Below are 25986 nucleotides of genomic sequence, written 5' to 3'. Positions count from 1 at the left end.
GCCAGGGGGAACAGTTGGGACAACGGTTCTACAATTTGGGTCCCGATTCCGTTGTTAAGTGTGGGGCTGTAAGCTCGGCTGTGCCGGCCGGTATTCACTGGTCTCGGCTTTGATGATGGTCGGCCGCATGTGCGGCTGGCCAGTTTTCGGCGTTTGCCAAGGTTCTCGAAATCACTGCATGTCAGCCTCCACCCGCCTGGGATTCTTCTGCGCATTGGCCGCCAACGTGATTTGGGGGCTGTTTCCGATCTTCTGGAATCTGCTGCGCGGAACGTCGGCGCTGGAGTTGGTCAGCCACCGGGTTGTTTGGGCGTTTGTGTTTTCGATGCTGATCGCGGGGGTCCGATTCCGGCTCAGCAACCGTGTCGTTCGGGTGGCGTTGCTGGAGGCGCTCCGTCGGCCCCGGACATGGGGCATCTATGCCGCGGCAGCCTTCTTGATCGCGATCAACTGGGGAGCGTTCTTGTACGCGGTCACGAACGAGCAGGTGTTGCTGTCGTCGTTGGGGTACTACATCAGCCCCTTGTTCAACGTTTTGCTGGGGGTCGTCGTGCTCGGGGAGCGGCTACCGGCGGCGCGGTGGGGCGCGATCGGATTGGCCGCGATCGGGGTCACGGTGATGACCTTCGCCGCCGGCCAGTTCCCCTGGGTTTCACTGGCGATGGCCAGCTCATTTGCCGGATACGCGTTGGTCAAGAAGAAGGCGCAACTGGACCCGATGAACGGGTTGTTTCTCGAGACGCTGGTGCTGCTGTCCCCGACGCTGGTTTATTTGACGCTGTTGTACCAAGGCGGCGCGGGGGATTTTGGTCGCGGCAACGCGATGCTGGACGCGATGCTGATCATCGGCGGTTTTTTAACGCTCGTTCCGCTGGCGTTTTTCTCCGCCGCCGCTCAGCGGATTCCGCTGACCCTGATCGGCGTCCTGCAATTCATCGGCCCGACGCTGCAGTTTTTGGTCGGCGCGTTTTACTTCGGCGAACCGATGTCGACCAACACGTTGATCGGGTTCGCGTTCGTTTGGAGCGGGGTGGCGGTGTTCTTGATCAAGCGGCGGTGAAGGCGGGGCAGCCCATCCACTCATTTGCGCTTCGGTACTCGTATTCCGCCGCAGCTCAATTTTCGATCGGGCTGGACCGTCGCCGGCCTCTCCGAGGTCGGCGCGGGGCAAAGATTCGCTTTTTCGGTCCGCCGAGTTCGAAGAACACGGCGACTCTCAAAACGCATCGGCTACCCGAAGCCCCAGTCTGTCGCACGATGTCGGGCGTCTACCAGGTTCGGGCGGCTTCGTAGTCCGCGATCTTGTCTTCGAACTTCAGCGTTTGGCCGATGTCGTCCAAGCCTTGCAGCATCTTGTCGCGGCGGCTGGCATCGACCTCGAACGATCGCTCCCAACCGTCGGCGTCTTTGATGACCTGGTTTTCCAGATCGACCGTCAACTCGTAGGTCCCCTTGGCTTGGGCGGTTTCGAAAAGATGATCGATGTCGCTTTCGGGCAAGGTGATCGGCAGCACGCCGTTCTTGAAGCAGTTGTTGAAGAAGATGTCGGCAAACGACGGCGCGATCACGCTGCGAAAACCGTAATCGTCCAGTGCCCAGACCGCATGTTCGCGGCTCGATCCGCTGCCGAAATTGCGGCGCGCGACCAGGATCGAGGCGCCTTTGACGGCCGGTTGGTTCAGCTCGAATTCGGGGTTCGGCGTTTCACCGTCTTCCTGGAAACGCCAGTCGTAAAACAGAAATTGTCCGAATCCGGTGCGCTCGATCCGTTTCAGGAACTGCTTTGGGATGATTTGGTCGGTGTCGACGTTGGCACGATCCATCGTCGCGACGATGCCGGTGTGTTTGGTAAAGCTCTGCATGGGTGGTTGGTGAAGTGGCTTGGGTGGTGGTCGCGTGGAAGCAAAGGTCCGTAGGTCGCACTCGATGCCACCTACTCGATGAGCCGGCGGCGCTAACCGCGGGCCTTGGATTGCCCTTCGAGACTTGTAAGGCCCGAGGCTAGCGCCTGCGGCTCAGTTTGCGATCGAAAGTCGTTTGAGCGGAAAAGGGGTCAGGCCTCTTTTCCGCGGCCAGGCTGGAAGCCTATCCCTCTAGTGCTTGTAGTCCCAGTCGCGGATGTCGACGAAGTGGCCTTGGATGGCGGCGGCGGCGGCCATCGCGGGGCTGACCAGGTGCGTCCGTCCGCCCTTGCCTTGGCGGCCTTCGAAGTTGCGGTTGCTGGTGCTGGCACAGCGTTCACCCGGCGCCAGTTTGTCGGGGTTCATGGCCAGGCACATGCTGCAGCCGGCCTCGCGCCAATCGAATCCGGCTTCGCGGAAGACCTTGTCCAGCCCTTCGCGTTCGGCGTGGGCTTTGACCTTGCCGCTTCCCGGCACAACCATCGCGTTGACTTTGTCGCTGACGTGGTAGCCCTTGATGACTTCGGCGGCCGCCCGCAGGTCTTCGATGCGGGCGTTGGTGCAGGAGCCGATGAAGACGCGGTCGATCGCGACGTCTTCCATCGCGGTGCTGGCGTCGAGTCCCATGTAGGCCAGCGCGTCACGGGTCGTTTTTTGGTCGGTCGGATCGCTAAAGTCGGCCGGATCGGGCGTCTTGTCTTTGACGCTGATCACTTGACCGGGGTTGGTCCCCCAGGTCACCTGGGGTTGGATGTCGGCACCGTTGAAATGCAGCGACTTGTCGTACGTCGCTCCCGGATCCGTGGAGAGTCCTGCCCAGCGTGCGACGGCGGCATCGAAATCGGCGGGCGCTTCCGGCAATCCCTTCAAGTATTCAAAGGTGGATTGATCGGGGGCGATCATCCCGGCACGCGCGCCCGCTTCGATCGACATGTTACAGACCGTCATGCGTTCTTCCATCGTCAGGTTGGTCACGCAGTCGCCGGTGTATTCGAGCACGTAGCCGGTGCCGCCGGCGGTACCGATCTTGCCGATCAGATACAGGATCATGTCTTTGGCAGTGACGCCTTTGGGCAACTGGCCGTCGACGCGCAACTCAAACGTCTTGGGTTTGAACTGCAGCAGGGTTTGTGTCGCCAAGACGTGTTCGACTTCGCTGGTTCCGATCCCAAAGGCCAAGGCGCCAAACGCCCCGTGGGTGGCGGTGTGGCTGTCGCCACAGACGATCGTCATGCCCGGTTGGGTGTAACCGTTTTCGGGGCCGATCACGTGCACGATGCCTTGGCGGACGTCGCCGATGTCGAACAGCTGGACGCCGAATTCGGCACAGTTGCTGCGCAGGGTTTCGATCTGTTTGCGGCTGATCGGGTCGGCGATCGGCAGCGATCGGTCGCTGGTCGGGACATTGTGGTCCGGGGTGGCCAACGTTCGCTCCGGCCGACGCACGTTGCGACCGTTGATCCGCAGCCCTTCAAAGGCCTGAGGGCTGGTGACTTCGTGAACCAGGTGCAGATCGATGTACAAAATCGCGGGGCCGGATTCCGGTTGGTGGACGACGTGTTGGTCCCAGATTTTGTCTAGCAAAGTCCGCGGGGCGGACGAGTCGGCATCGGTCATTAGCGGGGTGGGGGAAACGGAGGAATACTAAAAGCGGAGCCCCTAACTGTCGGCGGAAAGCCTTGAATTGTCAATGAGCGATCCGGCGGCGATGATGTTCGGGGGGGCCACCGACCGCAATTCAGGCTTGTTGACGCCGTTGTCGGCATCGCCGATTGGTTTCTCGCCTTTCTTCTTCGCTCATCACGGACCAGCGGGCGATTTCGTCCAGCGTCCGAAAGCAGCCCAGGCAGGTCTGCGCCGCGTCGAGTGCGCAGTGGTCGACGCAAGGCGATTGAGAACTCACCGTCTCGGGGGGATCAGGCGGATGGTGTTGCGATTGCATGACGCGTTTGGACCGTTGCGAACGTAGCTACCTTCGCCAGAAGGTGGATCCCCCGTGTATTGCCCCGTTCCCGGGATTCGGCCTGGGAACGGAAATCTGCCCAGGTTCCGCCTCTGGTTGTACGCGGGGCGTGTGGTGGGAGCCAGGCCTGCAGGGCGTTCCAAGGGGGAGCCTTGGAACGAGGCAGAAGGCAGGAAAACCCCCGACCTCGATCTGCAGGATTCTCCCTGGGGAACAATGACGGAACCGCTTCGCCTGGTTGCGATTGATTTTCGGAACGAATAAATCAGTGAGTCGCGATGGCATTTGCGCCCTTTGGGGTCGCGTGCGTAGCCTAGTCTATCACAGGGCTGCCGGGGGAGCCCGTCACTGCCCCGGGGTGTTTTCCCTATAATCCTTCGGCAGCACACCCGAGCGATCCCGTTCGGATCGGCTCCCCCGACCTTTTGGACCACATTCCAGGAGTTTCGAGATGAAAAAGCGTTTCGACACCCGGTTGTGGTTGCGGTGGTTCGCCGGCCGCAACGAAGTGTTGATGTTCTCGCTGGCGATGATCTTTTTGGTCTGTCTGGCTGTTCTGGTGGTGATCTGGGTCGACGTTCCGGGGTTGCAAGAACGTGCCAAGCAGGTGGTCGATGCGGAGAGTTTGGAGGCGGCCGAGACGGCATTGGTGGCGCCGTATGGGCTTGAGGGCGGCGTGTTGGTGACCATGTTGGTGATCTGGTGTGTCGTGATCGGTGAAGCGATCGTGCACTGGGTGACGCGACCATGGAATCGCGAAAGTCTGCGGCATCACCTGCACAGCGTGTTGTTCTGCCTCTGCCCGGCGCTTCGCATGTGTGCCCGCAGTCCCGAGATGCACGGTCGGATTTGGTTGCCCGGGCTGGGATGGCGCCGGGGAGGTCGACGGTTGCAGCGACAATTGGAACGCCATTTTAGTGTTCCGATGATGGTGATCGCACTGTTGATCATGCCGATCCTGATCATCGAGTTCTTCTTGAAAGATCAAGTCGCCGCTTACCGCTGGCTCCGCATCCTGTTGCATGGTGGCACGGGGGTGATTTGGTTTGCGTTCGCCGCCGAATTCATTTTGATGGTGTCGATCGCGGAGAAGAAACTGGAGTACTGCAAAGAACACTGGATCGATCTGGCGATCATCCTGCTGCCGTTGGTGTCGTTCTTGCGGACGTTGAGTTTGGCCAAGGCGACTCGGTTGGCCGATTTGATGCGGATCCAGCAGATCTCCAACTTGGCGCGCGCCTATCGATTACGGGGCACGGCGATCAAGGCGTTGCGAGTTTTGATCCTGTTTGACCTGACCGAGCGGATCTTGCGTGTCAGCGATCAGCGGCGGATCGAAAAACTGGAGAAGGAACTGGCAGAGATGGAGAAACACTCGCGGTTGCTGAGGCAACGCATCGCCAAGTTGAAACTGAAGACCGCCGAGGAGGAGGATGACGCCTGCACATTCACAGACCGGCGCGGTCAGACGGTTCAAGCGTCAGCCGCCTCGTTGGAGACGGCTTCCTTGGACGCCGGCAGTGATGAGAACCTCCGCGCGATCTGACGCGACACGACGTACAGACCCACCGCCGTCATGATCCCCGCCAGATCCGCCAGCGCATCGAGGACGTCCGGATGGCGTCCCGGCGAGAACGCCTGGGTCAGTTCGTCGATGCAGGCGTAGGCCGCCAAGACAACGATCACGCCGAGGAATCGCCAAGCCGACCGGCGTGGATCGTTCGCCGGCGATTGCGTCACGTAGCAACACAGGACGGCCAGTCCGAAATAGCCGCCAAAATGCTTCAGTTTGTCGCTGACCTGGGGCCCGACATCGATTCCCGCAGGCAGGTGCGTTCCCAGAAAAAGTGCGCTCCAATAGACGGCCAGAGCGATGACGCCAAGGCGAAAGCCGAGTATGGTGATGCCGGTGATTGGACGCATAAAACAAGCAACAAGGTTAGGTCCACCGGCGGTGGGCCGGATGACGTCTGGTCGTACAGAACTGTTCGCACAGAAACTGAATCGTGAATCTATTGATCTCTAGGCAAGAGGACACCACCGTGCAGCGTCTCCATCGAACCCTCACCCGCGGCCGCACGAACCCCCTTGCCCGAACAAGGTTTGTCGCACTGGTCGCTGCGGCGGTTGTAGCAACCGCGGCGACAGCGCAGCAAGCCACGGCAGTGCAAGCCGACGCGGAAGTCAAGAAACCTGCCACACAAAACACGACCACGGACAAAAACGCCCCCGAAAACGACGCTGCCGACAAATCCACCAAGACGCCTTGGATCACCCTGGCCGGGCACTGGAAAGCCTGCCAATTCGGAGGGGAAGGCGACGTGGTGATCAAGGACGGTGTGATCAAGATGGAACACGGCGACCCGCTGACCGGTGTGGTCTGGACGGGACCCTTTGATGGCGATTCGGCCAACGGCGACGGCCAGGATTCGAAAAACGCCAAACCGCTGCCTCGGGACAACTATGAACTCCGCTGGGAATGTCGGCGCGATTCCGGCTACGACTTTCTGTGCGCGTTTACCTTTCCCGTCGCCGACCAATACGTCAGCTTGGTGATGGGCGGATGGGGCGGCGGAATCACCGGGATCAGCAGCATCGATGGACGTGACGCCAGCGACAACGAAACCACGATGTTCAAGAATTATGAGGATAAAAAGTGGTACAGCGCCCGTGTTCGGGTGGAGACCACGAAGATCACGGTCTGGGTCGATGGCACTGAACTGTTCAGCCAGCCCCGCAAGGACCACGAGTTCGACATCCGATTCGAAATGGATCCTTGCACGCCGATGGGGATTGCGAATTTCGAATGCGACTCGCAAATCCGCAACATCCAACTGCGACGTCTGCATCGATCGGAAATCGCAGCGGCACAGTAAACCGCAGCGGCACAGTAAGCGGGTTTTCGATGGATCAACAGCAAATCGACGAACACTTCATGGGCCGGGCACTCGAGCTGGCCTACCAAGCGATGGAATTGGATGAGGTTCCCGTCGGGGCGTTGATTGTCCGCGATCATCAGATCATCGCTGCCGCCTCCAACCAGCGGCAAATGCTGAAGGATCCCACCGCCCATGCGGAGATGATCGCGATCACGCAAGCGGCGGCCGCGATCGGCGACTGGAGGCTGGAAAAGACGACGCTGTACGTGACGTTGGAGCCGTGCCCGATGTGTGCCGGGGCGATTCTGCAATCCCGGGTCCCACGGGTGGTCTTTGGCGCCAGCGACCCGAAAGCCGGCGCGGTGACCAGCCTGTTCCAATTGCTCGAGGATGACCGGCTGAACCATCAGTCCGAGGTGGTCGCGGGAATCAAGGCCGAACCTTGCGGACGAGTGTTGACGGACTTTTTCGCTAGCAAACGCGCGCTGGGGAAGAAGTAGGTGGGTGAAACTGTACCGGTATTCAAGATTCTCGGACTTTTGCCACTTCTCGCGGCAATCAGACTAAGCCCTGGGCGTCAGCCTGTCCGATAAGACCGTCACGACCGAATTTTTGTGTCAAGAGACAAAAAATTCGGTCAATGCACCCCAACGCGGGCCGCGAGAGAAAATTGCAGGCAGTTTTCCGCGGCTACTACGGACGACTACTATTAGACGGTGGAACAGCGATGTCGGTACGGAAGCTGACGGCTAGAATTTTTGGATCCCTAGTACTGCTCTGTGGTATGGCCTCAGCCCAGGCTCAGGAGCACGTCCCCGTGGCGGATCCGTTTCAGTTCGATCCCGACTTCCGTTGGTTCGAGCCGATCTACGACATGGACTTGGCGGATATGAAGCCAAAGAAGCGGGCCAACACGGGCTGGTTCGCCACCTACGACCGATTGAACCTGTACGGTTCGCGGCCCGAACTGGAGAACAACAGCCAGGGGCTTGAGTCGGGTATGGATAGCGGCTGGGGCCACCGCTACGAGATCGGGTTCATGATGCCCGACACGGACAAAGGCTGGCTGTTCAGCTGGGTCGACAATGACATCGGCCAGTTTTTCAGCGTCCGTAAGGAACGTGGCAATCGCATCAACGAAGATGAACTCGACGGTGACGCCACCAATGCGGCACCACCGTTCGGATTCGAAGCCATCCCGGGAGTCTCCAACAACCGCGGTTTCAACTATCGCTTTGTCGATGAAAAGAAAAGCGAGAACGTGATCGATTTTGATAGCTACGAGTTGAGCAAGACGTGGCGGTTGGAGCCCTACCATTACGGTGGGATTCTTGAACCGATGGTCGGATTCCGCTGGTTCCGAATCGAAGATACGAATGTCTTCCAGAACTTTATCAGTTCCAACGACCCCGACCAGATCGCCGATGCAGCGGCCGGACGTCCCAACTTGATCACCACCTACGGTGCAGCGGCCGAATTGATGACGACCGACCAGGCCTTCACCGAGAACGAAGCGATCACCGGTCAGATCGGTTTCCGATACTTCAAGTTCATCGATCGATTCACGTTCGCGACCGATTTCAAAGTGTTCTCGGGGGCGAACTTCCAGAGCAGCTTCAACAACCGCCACACCGAAGCCGTCGTGTACGATGGAACCGACCTGATCACCCAGGGCGACGAGGTGACTCGGATCTTGTACGACGAAACCGACCGCGTCTACACCCGCAACGAAGAGTTCTTCCTCGGGTTCGATGTCCGCGGAGAACTCGGTTACCAACTCAGCCGTGCGGTCACGGTCCGAGCCGGTTTCCAACTGATCGATGTCGCTCGCGGTCTGTGGCGAGGCGGCGACAATAGCAACTCGGTCTTGCGAGGTGGTGACAACGACCAGGATTTCTTGATGGTCGGCGGAACCTTCGGGATCACGCTGAACCGCTAACGGTTCAATCACCCCGAGCAGCGAAACAGAAAAGCCGCGGCGGAATCTTTCCGTCGCGGCTTTCTTGCGTTTCTGCGGCATCGGCGGCCGCGATTTCTGCGGGAGAGGTGATCAAGCTTTCTCGGCCAACTCTCGCAATTCCTCTAACTCCTGGCTCAATCGGTGCCGCAGCGGGCTCTCCGGCCGGAGTTCTTCGTCCAAAAGATCTTCTGCTTCATCGAAGACATTCTCCCCACGATTGGGGTCGGTGATCAACTTGCGGAACATCTCTTCAACGGTGGCTTCAGTAAGCAAAACGATAACCTCGAGGGGTCATCTGAGCGGCAGAACGTGATTGTGTGTTTGTCCCGATCAAACACTCACTGCATCAATCGCGTTCTCCCCAGATGGACAGGCGATTCTAAATTCACTGGCGCGGGCCGCAAGGTGCCGCGTGCAATTGAATTTGGAATTCACCAGGGAATCCACCAACTCCAGGGGGTTATCGATACCATCTTTCCAGACGATGTTCCGACACGCCCAAACGATGAGCGATTTGGATGCCCCAGTTTCGAGCGGTCTGGCGGATCACGCCGCGTGATTTCCAACGTCGTGCATCAATGTGCACTATGCCATCGACCAACAGTGGCCAACGCCGCCGCCGCAAGGCCTGGGCGAGCAACACATCTTCCATCAACGGCACCGCCTGGAACCCTCCCACACCCTCGTACAGTTGCCGAGAGGCGAACATCGCTTGATCGCCGAACGGCACGCCGCGCCATCGCACGCGGAGTGCATTGCCCCATTCCAGCCAGCGGTAGATCGCATCCTCGGCGTCAATTCGCTGGCGAAATCCCCCCCAACAGGCCCGTGGGTCGCCCGCACGATCGACACACCGGCACAGCGCGTCCAAACAACCGTCACCCAATCGATTGTCCGCGTGCAGGAATAACAACATGTCTCGCGTCGAGGCTGATGCCCCGGCCGCCATCTGCTTTCCGCGGCCGCGCTGCGACTGCACGACCGTGGCTGCCGACTGCCGAGCCAATTGGGCGGTTCGGTCCTCGCTGCCGCCGTCGCAAACGACGACCTCTCCCGCACCGTTTTTCCACGCCGATCCGATCGCCGCTTCGATACGCTCGGCTTCATTGAGCGCCGCAATGATGACCGAAACGTCCCGGGGCGTCATACCGTCTCGACTTCACGCAACCGGACATAAGCGATCGGGCCGAGGACCAAAAAAGGCATCCACGCGGCGATCGCGGGCGAGAGCAGGTAGCCCCCACCCCCCATCGCGCTGCCGGCCGTTTTGAGCGCGAAAAATAAAATCACGGTGCCGATGGCCGCCCCAATCATCATGAACAGGTTGCGACCACGACGATTGACGACCAACGGCAACCCCAGCAAGAACAAGGAAAAATCCAACGGCACCCTGATCAGACGCTCGTGCAACAGCACCCGCGTGGCCATCGAGTTGTGGACGGCGGGATTGCGCAGCCGTTGAAACAATTGCAGACTGCTGCACAGTCGCGTCGAAGACTGGTCGGTTTGCAGGATTTCGGCGTTGACCGGAGTGACGACGAAACATTCCCCCGGAGCCAGCCACGCTTGATCATGGGCGGTCAACAAAACCGGTCGGCCGTCCCTGTTCGCCGAAGGGATCTGGTCGATCGCGGGCGGCGTGAACACCTGCTGCATCAAATAACCTTCGCCGTGGTTCTCGTCGGCAGGCAACCAACGTGCCGAAACCGAGACCAGCGCTTCACCGAATCCCGCATAATCCACGTCAAGCCGGAAACTGGGATGCTGGATCTCTTTGCTGCGAGGCCGAATCGACTGGCCCTCGAGCAGAATCCCGCTGATTTTGTCGTAACTGGGCAGAATCGGCTGCGGTGCGTCCCCTGACAAATCCTTGCTTTTCATCGACAACGCATCGCGCATCGTCGGTAACAGCAGTTCGCGGCTGGCAAATTGCACCAGCACGATGCCCATTGCGGCAACAACCATCCAGCGGAAGATCCGTCCGTGTGATACTCCCGCGGCCAGGGTTGCGGTCAATTCACCGGTGCGCCGCAGCCAACCGACAACAAACAACAGCGTCATCAATGCAATGATCGCCCCGGTCCAATCAAACAGCAGCAACATGTACGGGCCGTAGTAGTACCACATGACCCGAGAAACACTGACGCCGCGTGATTGTGCCAAATCCACCAGGTCGTTCATGTTCTGGAACGCGTGGAAAACGACAAAGATCCCCGACAGCGAGGCGAAACAGACTGCAAAGGTCCGGAAGAATAGCCCCAGAATGTAACGATCGATTTGCGTCACGGCGGATCGGACTCACTCGGGTGGGAACATTTGACCGATGCGCTGAAGTTTCGGTTTTGCCTCCGCTTTGACCTTCCTGACCGTCCAGGCCGATCCACGGGGCAGCGTTCAGCGACCGCGCAAGCATCCCACCGGTTCGGCGGCCGACGCAAGATCGAATCAGGGAAGCTATCGCTGCTCGCGATACGTCGACCAACTCAAATAGGCCAGCACGCAGCCCAAGATCGCAAAGGTGAGGTCCATCATCAGACTTGCCCCCCCCAATACGGCCAGACTGGTTTGCCCAGCAAGACTGGCCGCGGCGTCTTCGATGAACAGGCTGACGACCAAGATCGACGCGACAAGGCTAAAAAGACAGAGTGCCTTGGGCATCAATTGAACCTCGGAACGAATGTGAAATGTGGGAAGGGCCAGACGTAACGCTCGTATCGCGGCCGGGAAAGGGCCGCAGTATAGTTGCCCGAGCACATGTTTCCCAAGCCTACGCTACATCGCTAGTTTACCGAGAGCCACTGGAGCCGTTCATCCGGGCAATTATTCGGTAAATTCCGATTGCAGGGGCGATTTGACGATCCCAAAAAATGCCGATCACGCCGTTTCAACCACCTTCCGACCCGCAATTGCGCTCTGATCCGTGGGGTTGGTGGCGAAAAAAAATGCCCATTACCGAAAAATGGGCGTATCTGGACCACGCCGCCGTCGGGCCTCTGTCGATGCCAGCCGCCGCGGCACTGCGAAACTACGCCGACCAGGCAGAACGCGAGGGCGACACGGTTTGGCCCAGTTGGGCGGGGCAGGTGGAATCGCTACGTCACGGTTTCGCCGAACTGCTGCATGCCGAACCCGACGAAGTCTGCTTCGTCCCCAACACCTCGGCTGGAATCAATCTGGTCGCCGAAGGGTTCCCGTGGCGCAGCGGTGACACGGTGGTGATTCCCGAAGGCGAATTTCCCAGCAATCTGTACCCCTGGCAGAACCAGGCCGACCGCGGTGTGACGGTCCGTGTCGTGCCGCGACGCGACGGTCGGGTGGAGGTCGACGACTTGTTCGCCCACGTCGATGATTCGACCCGCCTGATCGCGCTTTCCTGGGTGGGCTATGCCAGCGGGTTTCGGGCCGATCTGGAAACGATCGTCCGGCGGGCCCACGAAGCGGGACTTTTGGTCTTCGTCGACGCGATCCAAGGGCTGGGTATTTTTGACCTGGATCTGCGAACGGTCGACATCGATTTCCTGGCCGCCGACGGTCACAAGTGGCTGCTGGGACCGGAAGGATTCGGAGTCGCGGTCATCCGCCGGCGACACCTGGACCGGTTGCGTTGCCGTAGCGTCGGTTGGAACAGCGTTCGCAATCCGTTTAATTACGCCCAGCCGAAATTGGAGCTTCGCCACAGCGCGGCGCGTTTCGAGCCGGGATCGGCCAACATGTCCGCCGCGGCCGCCTTGGGCGCCAGTGTCGATCTGTTTCGCGCGGTCGGCAGGGTGCACGGCCCCGATGCGATCGGCGACCGCGTGGTCAGCTTGGCGACCGAATTGGACGACCGGTTACGCGCGATCGGAATCGAATCCCAGATCCCCAAGCAACCTCAGCACCGGTCCGGGATCGTCACGTTTTCGGTGCCCGGGCAAGATCCTGCGGCGGTCCGGAATCGGGCATTGGAACAAGGTTGTGTCGTGAGCTGCCGCGGAGGTGGCATCCGGGCCGGCATTCATGCCTACAATGACAGTTCGGACCTGGAGCGTCTGGTCAGCGCGGTTGCGTCATAGCATCTTCCCCAACATCACCCATGAATGAATCGAACGAGCGGCGGGTCGCTGTCTACACCGGATCTTTTGACCCGATCACGCTGGGGCACCTGCACATCATCCACCGCGCCAGTCGGTTATTCGAGTCGCTGGTGATCGGGATCGGCATCAACGCTGAAAAGGGATCGCTGTTCTCGCCACAGCAACGTCGCGAACTGGTCCGGACGGTGACGAAGGATATCGAAAACGTCCGCGTCGAATTCTTCGAAGGGCTGGCGGTCGACTTCGTCCGCTCGCTCGGTTCGCGGTTGATGGTCCGCGGGATTCGTCCGATGACCGATATCGCGGGCGAATTCACGATGATGATGGCCAACCGCCAATTGGACGAAGACGTCGAAACGGTCTTCCTGATGGCTGACGAACGGTTTTCGCACGTCAGCAGTTCGCTGTTGAAACAGATCGCCAGCGTCAGCGACGACGACGAGCAGTTGGCAAAGTTTGTCCCCCGCGAAATCATCGCGCCGCTGCGGATCCAAATGCGGACGTGATAACGCTCGGCCCCCGTAGCGGAAGCCGCGGAGGCTTTCGCTCCCCCGGGCCCCGCTTTGACGCCAGGAAAACGAAGCCGCCGACCGCCTGTTGATCGAATCAGCCCAGGATTTCGCTGCGCAGCCGGGTGAGCAACTCGATCGCACCGCCGATTTCTTGCTTTTGCCGAACCGGATCTTCGGGGATTTCACGTTCGATCGTCAGCGGTCCCTGGTAACCGATTTCGTGCAAGGTTTCCAAGTACTTGCGCATGTCGACGTCGCCTTCGCCCAGGGGCACTTCACATCCCCAGGTCTCACCCGGCTTGTCGCTCCAGGTTCCGTCCTTGCAGTGGATGCTGCGGACATGCTTGGCGAGCATCTTGAGGGCGTCGATCGGTTCACCGGTGCCGTAAAGAATCATATTGGCCGGATCGAAATTGATCTTCAGATTGTCGCGTCCGACCGCGGCGATAAATTCCAACAACCCCTCGGCCGTCTCCTGGCCGGTTTCCAGATGCAGGAATTGACCGTTGCCGGCGCAGTGATCACACAGCTCGGCGGTCACCGCGACGATGTCGGCGTACTGCGGGTCCGAGCTGTCATGCGGGATGAACCCCAGGTGCAGCGCGACGGCGTCACAACCGAGCCAGTTGGCGAAATCCGCGATGTCACGCATCTCGGCCAAACGGCTTTGACGTGTTTCCACGGGAACCAACCCGATGGTTTTCACGACGGTCGGGATGTCGGCGTAGCTTTCGCCATCGAACCCGCCGAACACGGCCGTGCAACGCACGTTCATCGCATCTAATTGTTTCTTGAGCTCCTCGGCGGTCACCCGGTCACGTTTGGACGGGTGCGGTGCGTGCAGCTGGATGGTGGGCAGTCCCAGTTCTTTGATGACGTCCCATTTGACGCCGAGTCCGGCGTCGACCGAAGCGAACACACCGATGGGCCAAGATTCCATTTCAGATATCCGTAGAAGTGTTGGAGTGAATGATTTTTGGGGGGCGATTTTTTGGGGGTGGGCGCCGTGGAGAGCGTCTAAATCGATCGCTTAAACAACGTAATTGCGGAGGAAGGTATACGACTGTTTCAACGCACGCAAACAGTCTTCGTCGGAACCCTCATAGGCACGATCTTCGACTTCCACGCAAACCGGGCCGTTGTACCCCGTGTCCGTCAGCGCCCCGAAAAACTGCCCCCAATCGACGTCGCCCATGCCCGGCAATTTTGGAGAATGCCACTCGTTGGGGTTGGCCAGAACGCCGACGCGGTCGAGTTTCGCCCGGTCGACACGCACATCCTTGGCATGGACGTGAAACAATTTATCGGCAAATTCGGCCAGCGGTGCAAGGTAGTCGATGTGCTGGAAGATCAGGTGCGAAGGGTCAAAGTTCAGCCCGAAATGGTCGCTGTCGATGTCGTCAAACATTCGTTGCCAGATGGCCGGTGAATGGGCCAGGTTCTTTCCCGCCGGCCATTCGTCGTTGGTGAAAAACATCGGGCAGTTTTCGATCCCGACTCGCACATCGTGCTTTTCGGCCAGCTCGATGATCGGTTTCCAGGTCTCCAAGAAACGCGGCCAATTGTCATCGACGTTCTTGGTCCAATCGCGGCCGATGAAGGTGTTCATCGTGCCGATGCCCAAGTGGGCGGCGGCAAGGATAACGGCCCGAATGTGCTCGACCGCCAGTGCCGCCTCCTCGCGATCGGGAGACAGTGCGTTGGGATAGTAGCCCAATCCGCTGATCGTGACGCCGCTTTCTTGCTGCAGGGAGTGAATCGACTGGACGGTCGCGTCATCCAGAACGTGAACATCGATGTGGGTGATGCCGGCATAGCGACGCGTCGCCTTCCCCTTCGGCCAACACATCACCTCGACACAGTCGTAGCCGATCTGGGCGGCCGTTTGAAAAACTTGCTTCAAATCCGCGTCGGGAAGAATCGCGGTGACGTAACCGAGTTGCATAACAGATCTATTCTTCGAGTTTGGTGTCGGGGACGGTTTCGCCCGTGCCATCCCAGTTGGGGGCGCGATACCGGGTCGTCGGCCGGCGGACGGTCGGCTTGTTGGTCAGCAATCGCAACTGATCGCCCGAATAAAGTTTGGGCACCAACTGATCGCCGCGCCGCAAGCGGTACAAGATACAGCCTTTGCGTTGGACGTAGTACATGCCCCAGACCTTTGCGACGAACCGCTCACGCTCCAGTCCCACGCCTTTCGTCTCGACTTGATCGCCGATTTCGACACCTTCGCTGCGAACGGCCAGCCACATGGTCGGCCGCAACCGAAACCGCAACCGGCCGTAAATGTAATGGTAATAAACGCCGTCGAACGAGATCCGCTTGAGCACCCGAGGGCTGGGAATCACTTGCGTCGCAACCGGTGTGTCGTCGGGATGGATGAACCCGTGACCGTTCTCGGGCCAGCGCAGAAAACATCCGTAATCGGGCAGTTGTGGCCATTGCATGGGCAAACACCAATTCACGAGACGGAAAATCGGGAAACGCGCCAATACTTCTTATGTCGAAGGTCGGTTGTGCTGTAGGAACCGGAGCGAACAGTGTAACCGAATCAATCCGCTCGTTTTTTTCAACCCGACCCGTCGGCGGATTGACGCCATGCGGCGCTCGATCGAAGTGCATCTTGTATCTCACCTTCGGCGTGTACAATCGGCGGCTCCTGTCGTTCTTTCGACAATCTGTTCCCGACTTCGCACCGTTCGACCGACTCATCGTTTTCTATGCCTGATCACAAGACGCAACCACCGGTCGGAATCGACCTCGGCACCACCTTTTCCGCGGTCGCTTACCTGGATGCCGACGGTCGCCCGGAAACGATTCGCAACTCCGAAGGCGACCTGACCACGCCAAGCGCCGTCTTTTTTGACCAGAAACGACCGATCGTGGGCATGGAAGCGGTCGAAGCGGGATTGCTGGAACCGGACCGCTTGGCCCAGTTCGCCAAACGCAACGTCGGCGAGCAACACTATGAAAAATCGATTCGCGGCAAACACTTGCCGGCCGAAGTCATCCAGGCGCTGGTGCTGCGAAAACTAAAGACCGACGCCGAATTGAAACTCGGCCGAATCACCGAAGCGGTGATCACGGTCCCGGCATTCTTTAACGAACCCTGTCGCAAGGCGACCCAGGACGCGGGACGGCTGGCGGGACTCGACGTGCTGGACATCATCAACGAGCCGACTGCCGCGGCGATCACCTATGGCGTCCAACAAGGTTTCTTGGGGACCGCCCGAGACGGTGAACCGCTGACCAGTCGTGGGCGCGAATTGGTGTTGGTCTACGACCTCGGCGGCGGCACCTTTGACGTCACGGTGATGGAAATCGAAAAAGGGAATTTCAACACGATCGCGACTGCCGGGGATGTTTATCTGGGAGGCATCGATTGGGACAACCGGATGGTCGACCTGATCGCCGAAGCCTTCCTTGCCCAGCACGGACACGACCCCCGCGAAGACCCGCAGGCCGAACAGGAACTGCTCCGCAAGGCCAATCAAACCAAACACGCGCTCACCCAGCGTGAATCGGTCACCGTCGCCTTTGCCAGCGACGGCCGACGGTTGCGGACCGAGATTTCCCAACAGGCGTTTTCGGAGCGCTGCGTGGACCTGGTCGAGCGAACGATCATGACGGTGCATTTGGTTCTGGACGATGCCGGGATCGATTGGCCCGATCTGACGCGATTGATCCTGGTCGGCGGCTCGACCCGAATGCCGATGATCCGCGACGAACTGCAACAGTTAAGCGGCATGGAACTCGATCGCTCGCTGTCGCCGGACGAGGCGGTCAGCCACGGTGCGGCACTCTACGCCGGCATGTTGTCCGCCGGCGCCAAGGACAAAACCGGCATCTCGGTGACGAACGTCAATTCGCACGATCTGGGCGTCTTGGCCGTCGACCCGAAATCGAACAAGCCACGCCGCAAAATCATGATCCCGCGGAACAGCAAACTGCCGGCCCGCAAGACCGTACGGTTTCGGACGCACGTCAACAATCAAGCCAACGTCAAAATCCAAATCGTCGAAGGCGGCGACAAACGCGGCATCAATGCCACTCCGATCGGCAAGTGCGTCGTCGCCGATTTGCCCAAAGGCACCCCCAAGGGAACCAATGTCGACGTGCGTTTCGATTACCGTGCCGACGGGCGTCTGACGGTCCACGCCTCGCTGCCCGAAATCGATCGCAAGATCACCATGACACTCAATCGCGCGGCCGGGTTGTCCGATGACGAAATCGGAACCTGGACCAAGCGATTGGACGAAGGGCTGAGCGATGCCATGCTGGCCGGCATGGTCGAAGGCGACGACGGCCCGGCGGACGATTCGGTTTCCGACTCCGGCGACGTCCTACCTGACGATGGTCCCGCCGCGGAAGACGCCGCGGCCGAGGTCCAGGGGAGCGTCCAAGGGTTTGCCGCACTCCAACACGTCGAATTCGAACCGGCGGCCCCCGCCACGCCGGTCGCATCGGCCCCCGCCACGCCGGTCGCATCGGCCGGCGCGGCGGCCGGCGCGGCGGCAGTTTTGGGCGTCTCGGCCTCCAAGACACCCCACTCGCCGACTCCGTCAGCCCCCAACCCCCAGTCCCCCAACATCCAAGCGTCCGGCTCCCCTGCATCTGGCGGCCCTGCTCCCACCGATCCTGCACGAACAGCCGACGCGGTGCGTGAACCGACGCCGAAGTTTTCGGTCGGTGTGGGTGATGCGATCAAGATTGAAACCGATCAAGCGTCCGCGCCGGCGGCGAAGTTGTCCAGCGGCGATGCCCAGAGCTTGGCCGCCGCGACCGGATCGGCAAAGCCAACGATCTCCGAAAAACCGCAACTGGCACTCGACCCCAAAGACGCCGTCCCGGCGGTCAAGGCCGACGCCAACGATCTTGCGATGCTGGCCGCCTTGAGCGGAAAGGCCCCCGCGCCCAAAAAAGGCGACGTGCCGTTGATCGTGACCGATCATCCAAGTGGCAACGATGGGGCAAACAAGGCCGCTGAGATCAAACCCGCTCCCAAGCCGAAGAAATCCGGTGGCCTATTCGGTCGCAAACGAAAATGAAGTGACATTTCTTTTACATTGTTTTGAGGCGTCCGAGACCATTAAATCGCCAGTTCGTCGTTTACTAGATGAGCTGCGGCTTCCACTCGCCCCATCGGACGAGGGTTGGATCGGCGTGTCGGCGGTTTAGGTGATCGCCCCCGAGTACGCGGCTGCACGAGTGCTCCACAGAACCAGTGCCCCACTGATGCGAGGGAATCAAAACGATGTCTGCAAACCATTGGAAAAATGCACCTGTCTTGCTGGCCGCCGGCCTATTTCTCTCGGTGATGCTCGGCGGAGGGGGAACGACCTTGCGTGCCGAACAGTTGTCGTTGGATGTCGGCGTGTCCAATCCGACGATGTTGGCCGGGGAAAAGCAACTCAACCACATCCGCATTTCGTTGACGGGATTTGATGTCCCGCAAAACGAATCGCGTCCGCCGGTCAACACGGCGATCGTGATCGACCAAAGTGGATCGATGGGCGGACAAAAAATCGTGCAAGCTCGCGAGGCTGCGATCGCAGCGGTCCGGCGACTACGTGACGACGACATCGTTTCTATTGTGCTGTACGCCGACTCGGCCACCGTTCTGGTACCGGCCACCAAAGCAACCGATCGAAAATCGATCATTCAAAAAATCCGCTCGGTCACCGCCGGGGGGAGCACCGCTTTGTTTGCCGGGGTCAGCAAAGGCGCCGCGGAGGTTCGCAAGTTTCTTGACAAGGATTCCGTCAACCGGGTGATCCTGCTGAGCGATGGTCAAGCCAACGTGGGGCCGAAGAGTCCCCGTGAATTGGAACGCCTGGGGGCCTCCCTGGTCAAAGAGGGGATCAGCGTCAGCACGCTCGGTTTGGGGCTCGGGTACAACGAAGACCTGATGAGCCGTTTGGCGTCGGCCGGTAGCGGCAACCACATGTTTGTCGAACAAGCCGATGATCTGGTCGCGGTCTTTCAAAAGGAATTCAATGACTTGATGAGCGTCGTGGCCAGCGATTTTGAAATCCACGCGAAAATCGGTGAGGGCATTCGCCCGGTCCGCGTGTTGAACAACAAGGCGGACATCAGCGGCCAAGACATCTACATTCCGTTGGCCCAGTTGTACGCCCGTCAACAACGTTACTTCGTCATCGAAGTGGAGGTCCCCGCAGGGGAAGCCGGCAGCAAACGCCCGCTCGCTTCGGTCACCGTCCAGTACCAAAACATGCTCAGCAAGACGACCGACACGTTGACCAGCAGCATCGAAATCCGTTTCACCGATGACAAGGCAGCGGTCGCCAAGGAATGCGATCACGAAACGGCGGCCTACTGCGCGATTCAGTTGGCCAACGAAAAGAATGTGCAAGCGACGGCGCTTCGCGATGCCGGCCGGATTCAAGAGGCCAAGCAATTGCTGTTGGGCAACTCTGCCGAATTGCAAAAATTGGACGCCATGTATGGCGGTATGCTTGCAGACGAGCTTTCCAGCGAGCTGAAACGCAACGCCAAGCTGAACCAAGATCAATCCGCGATCATCGAAAGCCCGTCGGCATGGAACTATTCGCGAAAATCGATGCGGTATGAGCAGAGCAAGAACGCGGCGCAGCAACAAATGCGTGTTAAAGTGGCTCCGCCCTCGGATAAGTAGGTCCTGCTGAATGCCTCGTCGATTGTTCCTTGCACTCCTCTTGCTCGTCGCGGCACCGATGGTGCTGCTGGGCTGGATGAGTGCAACGGCAGTCAAGGCCAGCCAGGCGGCGGCAAAGGAAAACCTTGCGACGTTGCTCTCGTCGCAGCTTTATGACGCCGACAGGCGGATCGTACAGCTATTTGACAACTATGCGATCCGGTTGGACGACGAGCTGGACGGCTCGGATTCGGTTTTTGAAACCCTGCGGCGGATGCGTCGCCAAGTACCCATATTGCGGCAAGGGATTGTCGTCGACCCGGCCGGCACGATCGTCTTTCCGCGGCCCGGTGATTCGATCGGCGTCGATGCCACCGAAGTGGCCGCGGCGCTGCCGGGCTTGGTCGACGCAAGGCCGCTGCCCAGTGCGACGGGAGAGTCCCAGTCGCCGGGGACGAAAGTGCCCGCTTTCAAAACAAAGACAGCGGTTTCCAAAACGAACATTGCCAACGCAGCCGATTCCCAGTCACCCCGTCTGAAAGTGTCGCCGCAATCCACGCTGACCGAATCGGCATGGCAACAGTGGTACATGGCCGATGGAACCCAGGTGGTTTATTGGCGCGCCCGCCGCGACGGATCGACCGTGGGCATGCTGCTGGAACGCAGTCGCTGGATCGCGGATTTGATCGCCGTGCTTCCCGATCACCGCAGCCCCGAGTCGACGTCCTCGCTTCGCGTGGCCACATCGGGTACCAACGTCACTCCGACCAAGCGTGCCTTGCCTGATTTGGCGCCGACCCCGATCGGCAGCCTGACTTTGGTTGATGAAGCCAAACGGCTGGTCTATCGCTGGGGAAACCGCGACGAGTTTCAGCTGTCCCCGCTGGCCGCGGCGCCCCTTTCGGCCCCCTTGGCCAGCTGGCAATTGCGGTTACACGTCGATCCAGCGCTCGTCCCATCAACCAGCTCGGTCCCGATGTACCTGTCCTTGGCTGGCATTGCGATCCTTCTGCTGGCGGTGGGATTCTATGTGCTGACATCGGTCCAGCGTCAGATCAACGAAGCCAAAGGCCGGGTCAGTTTCGCCGGTCAGGTCTCGCACGAACTGCGCACCCCGCTGACCAACATCCGGCTGTACACCGAACTGGCAGAATCAGATTTGCAGCGGATCGGCAACAGCGACGCGGCTGATTCATTGGCCCAGCGTCTCAGTGTGATCGACCACGAAAGCCGGCGTCTGCAACGCCTGGTGACCGGCGTCTTGGAGATGATCCGCCCCAACGGAAAACCGCTCGGAGTTCGACTCCAGAGCACCGACGTGGGCGAGTTGATCGCGGGCATCGCGGAACAATTCACGCCCAGCTTCAAAGCCGCGGGGCTGTCGCTGGAGACAGATTGCCGATGCCACGAATCGGTCTCCGTCGATCCCGACATCATCGAAATGGTCCTGGTGAACTTGCTCAGCAACGTCGAAAAATACGTTCCCCGCGGCGGCCGGTGTGTGATTCGCTGTGATCTTCTGCCCGATGAAACGACAACGCCGAATAGGCTGCGTGTCACCGTCAGTGATGACGGACCGGGCATCGCGGTGCCCCATCAATCCAGAATCTTCCGCCCCTTCGTGCGGATCGACGACTCGATTCATGCGCCCAGCGGAACGGGAATTGGGTTGACGATCGCCCGCCGCGCCGCGGCACGCCATGGCGGGAACCTGGTGCTGAAGTCCGACTCACAACTCGGCGGCGCGGCGTTCGAGTTGACCGTCCCGATCGGTGAGTAAATGGCACACCACATCTTGATCGCCGAAGACGATGCGAACACGCGTGCCGCGTTGGCGGAGGTGCTTCGCAGCGAGGGCTACATTGTCACCGAAGCCGCCGACGGCCGGCACGCCAAGGATCTGTTCGACGCCTCGCCGCCGGACATCGCCTGTCTGGATGTGATGATGCCCGGCATGAGCGGCTTTGACGTTTGTAAGTACTTTCGCCAACAGTCACCGACGATGCCGATCCTGTTCATCACGGCCAAGGCGGAAGAAATCGATAAAGTGATCGGGCTGGAACTTGGTGGCGACGACTACATCGTCAAACCGTTCGGGACCAAAGAGTTGGTCGCCAGGATCCGCGCCGTCGCTCGCCGCAGCCTGTCGGAATCCCCCGACGCCGGCGTGACGTTCTCCGATGCCCCCTTTTCGATGGGGGACCTGGAGATTGTGCCAAGGGAACTTCGCGCCCGGCGCGGTGACGAAACGATCACGCTGACGCGACGCGAGGTGTTGATCCTGCAGACGCTGGCCGCTCGCCCCGGCGAAGTCGTCAAACGGGCCGATCTGTTCCGTTCGGCCTGGGAAGATGATCACGTTCCCAACAGCCGAACGATCGACCAGACGATCAGCCAGCTGAGAAAACGAATCGAAACCGCCCCCAAACACCCCCAGATCATCCAGACCGTCTACGGCGTCGGTTATCGATACGAAGCCACGGGGGACCGGTAGCGGAACGCCGCAGCGGCCTGTTGATTTAATCCGATCCACACGTGGGATCAGCCGTTTCGCGCGAGCGTACGGGCCTCCAACACCAAAAATACGCCCTGGCGCCCGTAGGCTCGCGCCAAACGGCTGATTCAATCAACAGGCCGTTGACGACTTCCGCTACGGATTGGAGCAACGCCACATCCCGGCCGATTGGTGTAGAATTGGCGTCCTGAATTCAACCCTCCATTTCTCCCACTCAACCTTTCGTTTGACCATGACCAACCGCCGTCAATTCCTCCAATTTGCGTCCGCCTCTGCCGCGTCTCTCTCCCTCGCTCCGCTGCTTCGTGCTGCGGAGACAGCCGGTGGTGGCGGCGCCCCCTTCAAAATCTCGCTGGCCGAGTGGTCGCTGCACCGCACGCTGCGTGACGAGAGCAAGGGGCTGACGAATTTGGATTTCCCCCGGGTGACCAAAGAAGAATTTGGGATCGACGCGGTCGAGTATGTCAATCAGTTTTTCAAAGACAAAGCCAAGGACCAAACGTACCTGACGGAGTTGAAGACGCGCTGCGATGACCTGGGCGTCAAAAGTCTGTTGATCATGTGCGACGGCGAAGGACGTTTGGGCGATCCCGATGACGCGAAACGAACCCAAGCGGTTGAAAACCACTATCGCTGGGTCGACGCCGCGAAATTCTTGGGCTGCCACAGCATTCGCGTCAACGCGAGCAGTGCCGGCAGCTACGACGAGCAAATGAAACTGGCCGCCGACGGGCTGCGTCGGTTGAGTGAATACGCCAAACCGCAAGGGTTGAACGTGATCGTCGAAAACCACGGCGGTTTGAGCAGCAACGGGGCATGGCTGGCCGGGACGATCGCCAAGACAGAAATGGACAACTGTGGCACGCTGCCCGACTTCGGCAACTTCTACCTGTCACGCGGCGACGAACCCAAGATGTACGACCGCTACAAGGGTGTCGAAGAGTTGATGCCGTACGCCAAAGCCGTCAGTGCAAAGTCACACGACTTCGATGAAGAGGGCAACGAGGTCCACACCGATTACTTCAAGATGATGGAGATCGTCCTCAGCCACGGCTACAACGGCTACGTGGGCATCGAATACGAAGGCGGCAAGGTGTCCGAGTACGAAGGGATCCGGTTGACGAAAGCCCTCCTGGAACGCGTCGCCGAAAAGGTCGCCAAGGGGTAGCCGGCCATTCCCGCCGCTCCATGTACGATGGCCCTTCCGGGCCGTCGTTTCTCGCTGCTTCGCAGCGAGGGAAATCGCCTAAAGGCTAAACACCAACGTCCGATGACCCTTTCGGGCCGTCGCGTCCGTGGGACGCGACGCGACGACCTAGAAAGGACGTCGTACACCCACTCACCCCGCCATCGCCACGCCGTTCACTTTCCTTCAACAAACCCCAGCGATTTAAGAAACGCGATCGACTTTGCCAACGTGTCGGCATACGGTTCGCCTTTGTTAAAGAAACCGTGGGCGGCATCTTGGTACAGGTGCAATTCGTTGCGGACTCCCAACTGGTCGAGTTTCGACTGGAACGCTTTGCCGGTCGCCACGGGAATCAGTTTGTCCTTGGTTCCCAGGAACACGATCGTCGGCGGCGTGTCTTGGCTTAAGTTGTGCAGCGGCGAAATCTCTTTCCAGTACTCCTGGACGCGGTCATAGCCGTAGCCGTCGGGGCCATTGTCATACACGGGGTTGAACAGCACCAGCGCGTCGGGACGGCAGCTGACCGACGTGTCATCGGCGGGATCGTCAAAGGCGTCGACGGTCGCGGTCGCCGCCGCCACATGCCCGCCGGCCGAACCGCCACCGGCGGCGATTCGATTCGGATCGATCCCGTACCGTGACGCGTTCTTGCGAGCCCAACGGATGGCGGACTTGCCATCAGCCACACAGGTCTTCGGCGGCGTGCCGTGTGTCTTTTTCACGCGGTACTCGGCGCACATCGCGACCATCCCCAGGTCGGCCAGCGCGCGACTTTGGCCATAAAACTGACTGGGGGTGCCGCCGTTCCATCCGCCGCCGAAGAAAAACACGATCGCGGCACGCGGCGTTTCGGCATCCGACTCGGCCGGTTTGAACACGTGCATCGACAACGAGACGTCATCAATCGTTTTGTAAACGACGGTCTCGTCAGGTTGCGGTTTGGCCTCGGCGGCAAATCCCAGCGGTGACGACAGCAAGGCCAACAAGCAGACGAAGATCCAGGGGCGATGATTCATGATTAAACGCAATCGGGAGGTGGGAAAGGAAATCGGGGATCGGTTGCGATTGTATCGACCGACGCAACATCTTACACACGATTGTCTCGCCGACTCGCCAAAGTCGCCCCGGCATGTCAACCTATGGAAGCATCCCCGCGATGCGTCCCCCCTGCTACGGCAGTTCCCGCCGGAATGCGGCTCTCCTTCAATCACCCGTCACGAATCCCGACATGGATGAAATCGTCTACCACGATCGCTACCGAAACGAATCGTGCATCGAAAAAGTCTACGGCGACAAAGCGCTTCGCTGGACCTACGGAACCATCGGCGGCAAACTCGCCCTGGCGGGAATCGTCAAACGCGCCTGGTTTTCCCATTGGTATGGCTGGCGGATGGACCAAGCCAAGACGCGTGAAAAGATCGCCCCGTTCATCGCGGAATACGGCTTGGACGCCGACGAATTCGCTCGCGCGCCCGGCGAATTCGCCAGCTTCAACGAATTCTTCTTTCGCAAATTAAAACCGTCCGCACGCCCGATCGATTCCCAGGCCAACTCGATCGTCTTTCCGGCCGACGGACGCCATCTGTGCGTGCCCGATTTGTCAAAGTGCGAGGGATTGTTTGTCAAAGGGGAAATGTTCGATTTGGAGACATTACTGGATGACCCGGCGCTGGCGCGGCGATATGCATCCGGCAGTCTGCTGCTGTCGCGACTCTGCCCGGTCGATTACCACCGTTTCCACTTTCCCGTCGGCGGCCGCCCCGGACCGGCCCGTTTGATCAACGGACCGCTGTATTCGGTCAACCCGATCGCACTGTGCCAGAACATCCAGATCCTGGCGACCAACAAACGCGCGATCACGGTGTTGAAGACGGAGACACTCGGTGAGGTCTTGTTGCTGGAGATCGGTGCGACCTGTGTCGGCGGGATCTGTCAAACGTACCGCGAAGGGGAATCAGTTTCCAAGGGAGACGAAAAGGGATACTTCCGTTTCGGCGGCTCATCGACCATCACGATCTTCGAGCCCGGTCGCGTGGTGTTCGATGACGACCTGCAGCGAAACTCCGCCCAGCAACGCGAGCTGTACGCCCGCATGGGCGACCACCTGGGCACGATTCTGTAGGGGACCTCAATTCGGATGTACGACGGCCCTTCCGGGCGGTCGCCTTTCGCTGCTTCGCAGCGACCGGGAATCGCCTAAAGGCTAGACACCAACGAAACTGGATCAACTCAAGCAGGTCGTATTTCGGAGTCCGACGGCCCTTCCGGGCGGTCGCGTCCGCCGGACTCGGCGCGACGACCTGGAAAGGACGTCGTCCGAAGACGTCCGAAAGCGTTCCGCTGACCGCATCGCGCGTCAT

Annotated in this window: 25 protein-coding genes; 13 read left to right on the top strand and 12 right to left on the bottom strand. The window is 59.8% G+C overall.

Features of this window, described 5'->3' with window-relative positions:
• Positions 1-178 precede the first annotated feature (178 nt).
• Positions 179-1060: an EamA family transporter RarD gene (gene rarD / locus Mal15_RS10170; protein ID WP_167546712.1), complete on the top strand. Its 882-nt coding sequence runs from the start codon at positions 179-181 to the stop codon at positions 1058-1060.
• 208 nt (positions 1061-1268) lie between these two features.
• Here rarD and leuD read toward each other — a convergent pair whose 3' ends face one another.
• The 3 genes from leuD to Mal15_RS35125 form a co-directional block, all read right to left on the bottom strand.
• Positions 1269-1862: a 3-isopropylmalate dehydratase small subunit gene (gene leuD, locus Mal15_RS10165; protein WP_147867653.1), complete on the bottom strand. Its 594-nt coding sequence runs from the start codon at positions 1860-1862 to the stop codon at positions 1269-1271.
• Positions 1863-2093: 231 nt separating this feature from the next.
• Entirely contained in the window at positions 2094-3518 is a 1425-nt protein-coding gene (gene leuC / locus Mal15_RS10160) for a 3-isopropylmalate dehydratase large subunit (protein ID WP_147867652.1), read from the bottom strand.
• A gap of 121 nt (positions 3519-3639) precedes the next feature.
• Positions 3640-3843 carry a DUF1289 domain-containing protein gene (locus Mal15_RS35125; protein WP_147867651.1) on the bottom strand — a complete coding sequence of 68 codons (204 nt, stop codon included), beginning with the start codon at positions 3841-3843 and terminating at the stop codon, positions 3640-3642.
• A 472-nt stretch (positions 3844-4315) separates the two neighbouring features.
• On the opposite strand from Mal15_RS35125, the gene Mal15_RS10150 reads away from it, so the two are divergent.
• Positions 4316-5410, top strand: coding sequence for a potassium channel protein (locus tag Mal15_RS10150; RefSeq protein ID WP_147867650.1), 1095 nt, complete (start codon positions 4316-4318; stop codon positions 5408-5410).
• Here Mal15_RS10150 and Mal15_RS10145 read toward each other — a convergent pair.
• Positions 5338-5787, bottom strand: coding sequence for a VanZ family protein (locus Mal15_RS10145; protein WP_147867649.1), 450 nt, complete (start codon positions 5785-5787; stop codon positions 5338-5340). The two genes, Mal15_RS10150 and Mal15_RS10145, sit on opposite strands and share 73 nt — an antisense overlap.
• Positions 5788-5906: 119 nt before the next feature.
• Between Mal15_RS10145 and Mal15_RS10140 the strand changes: the two genes are divergently transcribed.
• The 3 genes from Mal15_RS10140 to Mal15_RS10130 all read left to right on the top strand — a co-directional run bounded on the left by Mal15_RS10140 (position 5907) and on the right by Mal15_RS10130 (position 8682).
• Complete coding sequence (locus tag Mal15_RS10140) at positions 5907-6740, top strand: family 16 glycoside hydrolase (protein ID WP_147867648.1); 834 nt, start codon at positions 5907-5909, stop codon at positions 6738-6740.
• Positions 6741-6769: 29 nt separating this feature from the next.
• Entirely contained in the window at positions 6770-7243 is a 474-nt protein-coding gene (gene tadA / locus Mal15_RS10135; protein ID WP_147867647.1) for a tRNA adenosine(34) deaminase TadA, read from the top strand.
• 317 nt (positions 7244-7560) lie between these two features.
• Positions 7561-8682 carry a hypothetical protein gene (locus tag Mal15_RS10130; protein WP_233903390.1) on the top strand — a complete coding sequence of 374 codons (1122 nt, stop codon included), beginning with the start codon at positions 7561-7563 and terminating at the stop codon, positions 8680-8682.
• Positions 8683-8793: 111 nt separating this feature from the next.
• Here Mal15_RS10130 and Mal15_RS10125 read toward each other — a convergent pair whose 3' ends face one another.
• From Mal15_RS10125 to Mal15_RS10110, 4 genes are all read right to left on the bottom strand, one after another.
• Complete coding sequence (locus Mal15_RS10125; RefSeq protein WP_147867645.1) at positions 8794-8976, bottom strand: hypothetical protein; 183 nt, start codon at positions 8974-8976, stop codon at positions 8794-8796.
• Between the two features lie 187 nt (positions 8977-9163).
• Positions 9164-9850, bottom strand: a complete 687-nt coding sequence (locus tag Mal15_RS10120) for a TIGR04283 family arsenosugar biosynthesis glycosyltransferase (RefSeq protein WP_147867644.1) — start codon at positions 9848-9850, stop codon at positions 9164-9166.
• Entirely contained in the window at positions 9847-10989 is a 1143-nt protein-coding gene (locus Mal15_RS10115) for an LptF/LptG family permease (RefSeq protein ID WP_147867643.1), read from the bottom strand. Before Mal15_RS10115 ends, Mal15_RS10120 begins: the two co-directional genes overlap by 4 nt.
• A 168-nt stretch (positions 10990-11157) precedes the next feature.
• Positions 11158-11361, bottom strand: a complete 204-nt coding sequence (locus Mal15_RS10110; RefSeq protein WP_147867642.1) for a hypothetical protein — start codon at positions 11359-11361, stop codon at positions 11158-11160.
• Between the two features lie 284 nt (positions 11362-11645).
• Here Mal15_RS10110 and Mal15_RS10105 point away from each other — a divergent pair, with 284 nt between their 5' ends.
• Together Mal15_RS10105 and coaD are read left to right on the top strand one after the other, a co-directional pair.
• Positions 11646-12755, top strand: a complete 1110-nt coding sequence (locus Mal15_RS10105) for an aminotransferase class V-fold PLP-dependent enzyme (protein ID WP_147867641.1) — start codon at positions 11646-11648, stop codon at positions 12753-12755.
• Between the two features lie 20 nt (positions 12756-12775).
• Positions 12776-13282, top strand: a complete 507-nt coding sequence (gene coaD / locus Mal15_RS10100) for a pantetheine-phosphate adenylyltransferase (protein WP_147867640.1) — start codon at positions 12776-12778, stop codon at positions 13280-13282.
• A gap of 100 nt (positions 13283-13382) precedes the next feature.
• On the opposite strand, the gene Mal15_RS10095 is transcribed toward coaD, so the two are convergent.
• From Mal15_RS10095 to Mal15_RS10085, 3 genes are all read right to left on the bottom strand, one after another.
• Positions 13383-14228, bottom strand: coding sequence for a sugar phosphate isomerase/epimerase family protein (locus Mal15_RS10095; protein WP_147867639.1), 846 nt, complete (start codon positions 14226-14228; stop codon positions 13383-13385).
• 90 nt (positions 14229-14318) lie between these two features.
• Positions 14319-15233, bottom strand: coding sequence for a sugar phosphate isomerase/epimerase family protein (locus Mal15_RS10090; RefSeq protein WP_147867638.1), 915 nt, complete (start codon positions 15231-15233; stop codon positions 14319-14321).
• A 7-nt stretch (positions 15234-15240) separates the two neighbouring features.
• Complete coding sequence (locus tag Mal15_RS10085; protein WP_147867637.1) at positions 15241-15735, bottom strand: hypothetical protein; 495 nt, start codon at positions 15733-15735, stop codon at positions 15241-15243.
• 273 nt (positions 15736-16008) lie between these two features.
• On the opposite strand from Mal15_RS10085, the gene Mal15_RS10080 reads away from it, so the two are divergent.
• The 5 genes from Mal15_RS10080 to Mal15_RS10060 all read left to right on the top strand — a co-directional run bounded on the left by Mal15_RS10080 (position 16009) and on the right by Mal15_RS10060 (position 23605).
• Positions 16009-18336, top strand: a complete 2328-nt coding sequence (locus Mal15_RS10080; protein ID WP_147867636.1) for an Hsp70 family protein — start codon at positions 16009-16011, stop codon at positions 18334-18336.
• A 206-nt stretch (positions 18337-18542) separates the two neighbouring features.
• Positions 18543-19943, top strand: a complete 1401-nt coding sequence (locus Mal15_RS10075) for a vWA domain-containing protein (protein WP_233903389.1) — start codon at positions 18543-18545, stop codon at positions 19941-19943.
• A 10-nt stretch (positions 19944-19953) separates the two neighbouring features.
• Entirely contained in the window at positions 19954-21702 is a 1749-nt protein-coding gene (locus Mal15_RS10070; protein ID WP_147867635.1) for a sensor histidine kinase, read from the top strand.
• Positions 21703-22416 carry a response regulator transcription factor gene (locus tag Mal15_RS10065; RefSeq protein WP_147867634.1) on the top strand — a complete coding sequence of 238 codons (714 nt, stop codon included), beginning with the start codon at positions 21703-21705 and terminating at the stop codon, positions 22414-22416. It abuts the gene before it with no gap.
• Positions 22417-22669: 253 nt separating this feature from the next.
• A complete protein-coding gene (locus Mal15_RS10060) occupies positions 22670-23605 on the top strand; it encodes a sugar phosphate isomerase/epimerase family protein (RefSeq protein ID WP_147867633.1) in 936 nt (311 codons plus the stop codon).
• Between the two features lie 194 nt (positions 23606-23799).
• Here Mal15_RS10060 and Mal15_RS10055 read toward each other — a convergent pair whose 3' ends face one another.
• A complete protein-coding gene (locus Mal15_RS10055) occupies positions 23800-24642 on the bottom strand; it encodes an alpha/beta hydrolase (protein WP_147867632.1) in 843 nt (280 codons plus the stop codon).
• A gap of 212 nt (positions 24643-24854) precedes the next feature.
• Here Mal15_RS10055 and Mal15_RS10050 point away from each other — a divergent pair, with 212 nt between their 5' ends.
• Positions 24855-25748 (top strand): phosphatidylserine decarboxylase, encoded by an 894-nt coding sequence (locus Mal15_RS10050; protein ID WP_147867631.1) that lies wholly within the window; start codon positions 24855-24857, stop codon positions 25746-25748.
• Positions 25749-25986 lie beyond the last annotated feature (238 nt).

This window comes from Stieleria maiorica (assembly GCF_008035925.1).
Classification (GTDB): Bacteria; Planctomycetota; Planctomycetia; order Pirellulales; family Pirellulaceae; genus Stieleria; species Stieleria maiorica.
Note: the sequence above shows the minus strand (reverse complement) of the source record. Positions and strands in the feature narration are given on the sequence as shown.

Bases quoted from the DNA above. Each gene is read 5' to 3' on its own strand.
- Mal15_RS10050 (WP_147867631.1), top strand. From the start codon at position 24,855: ATGGATGAAATCGTCTACCACGATCGCTACCGAAACGAATCGTGCATC.
- leuD (WP_147867653.1), bottom strand. From the start codon at position 1,862: ATGCAGAGCTTTACCAAACACACCGGCATCGTCGCGACGATGGATCGT.
- Mal15_RS10085 (WP_147867637.1), bottom strand. From the start codon at position 15,735: ATGCAATGGCCACAACTGCCCGATTACGGATGTTTTCTGCGCTGGCCC.
- Mal15_RS10095 (WP_147867639.1), bottom strand. From the start codon at position 14,228: ATGGAATCTTGGCCCATCGGTGTGTTCGCTTCGGTCGACGCCGGACTC.
- Mal15_RS10075 (WP_233903389.1), top strand. From the start codon at position 18,543: ATGTCTGCAAACCATTGGAAAAATGCACCTGTCTTGCTGGCCGCCGGC.
- Mal15_RS10120 (WP_147867644.1), bottom strand. From the start codon at position 9,850: ATGACGCCCCGGGACGTTTCGGTCATCATTGCGGCGCTCAATGAAGCC.
- tadA (WP_147867647.1), top strand. From the start codon at position 6,770: ATGGATCAACAGCAAATCGACGAACACTTCATGGGCCGGGCACTCGAG.
- Mal15_RS10055 (WP_147867632.1), bottom strand. From the start codon at position 24,642: ATGAATCATCGCCCCTGGATCTTCGTCTGCTTGTTGGCCTTGCTGTCG.
- leuC (WP_147867652.1), bottom strand. From the start codon at position 3,518: ATGACCGATGCCGACTCGTCCGCCCCGCGGACTTTGCTAGACAAAATC.
- Mal15_RS10070 (WP_147867635.1), top strand. From the start codon at position 19,954: ATGCCTCGTCGATTGTTCCTTGCACTCCTCTTGCTCGTCGCGGCACCG.
- Mal15_RS10145 (WP_147867649.1), bottom strand. From the start codon at position 5,787: ATGCGTCCAATCACCGGCATCACCATACTCGGCTTTCGCCTTGGCGTC.
- coaD (WP_147867640.1), top strand. From the start codon at position 12,776: ATGAATGAATCGAACGAGCGGCGGGTCGCTGTCTACACCGGATCTTTT.
- Mal15_RS10105 (WP_147867641.1), top strand. From the start codon at position 11,646: ATGCCCATTACCGAAAAATGGGCGTATCTGGACCACGCCGCCGTCGGG.
- rarD (WP_167546712.1), top strand. From the start codon at position 179: ATGTCAGCCTCCACCCGCCTGGGATTCTTCTGCGCATTGGCCGCCAAC.
- Mal15_RS10110 (WP_147867642.1), bottom strand. From the start codon at position 11,361: ATGCCCAAGGCACTCTGTCTTTTTAGCCTTGTCGCGTCGATCTTGGTC.
- Mal15_RS10150 (WP_147867650.1), top strand. From the start codon at position 4,316: ATGAAAAAGCGTTTCGACACCCGGTTGTGGTTGCGGTGGTTCGCCGGC.
- Mal15_RS10065 (WP_147867634.1), top strand. From the start codon at position 21,703: ATGGCACACCACATCTTGATCGCCGAAGACGATGCGAACACGCGTGCC.
- Mal15_RS10060 (WP_147867633.1), top strand. From the start codon at position 22,670: ATGACCAACCGCCGTCAATTCCTCCAATTTGCGTCCGCCTCTGCCGCG.
- Mal15_RS10090 (WP_147867638.1), bottom strand. From the start codon at position 15,233: ATGCAACTCGGTTACGTCACCGCGATTCTTCCCGACGCGGATTTGAAG.
- Mal15_RS35125 (WP_147867651.1), bottom strand. From the start codon at position 3,843: ATGCAATCGCAACACCATCCGCCTGATCCCCCCGAGACGGTGAGTTCT.
- Mal15_RS10080 (WP_147867636.1), top strand. From the start codon at position 16,009: ATGCCTGATCACAAGACGCAACCACCGGTCGGAATCGACCTCGGCACC.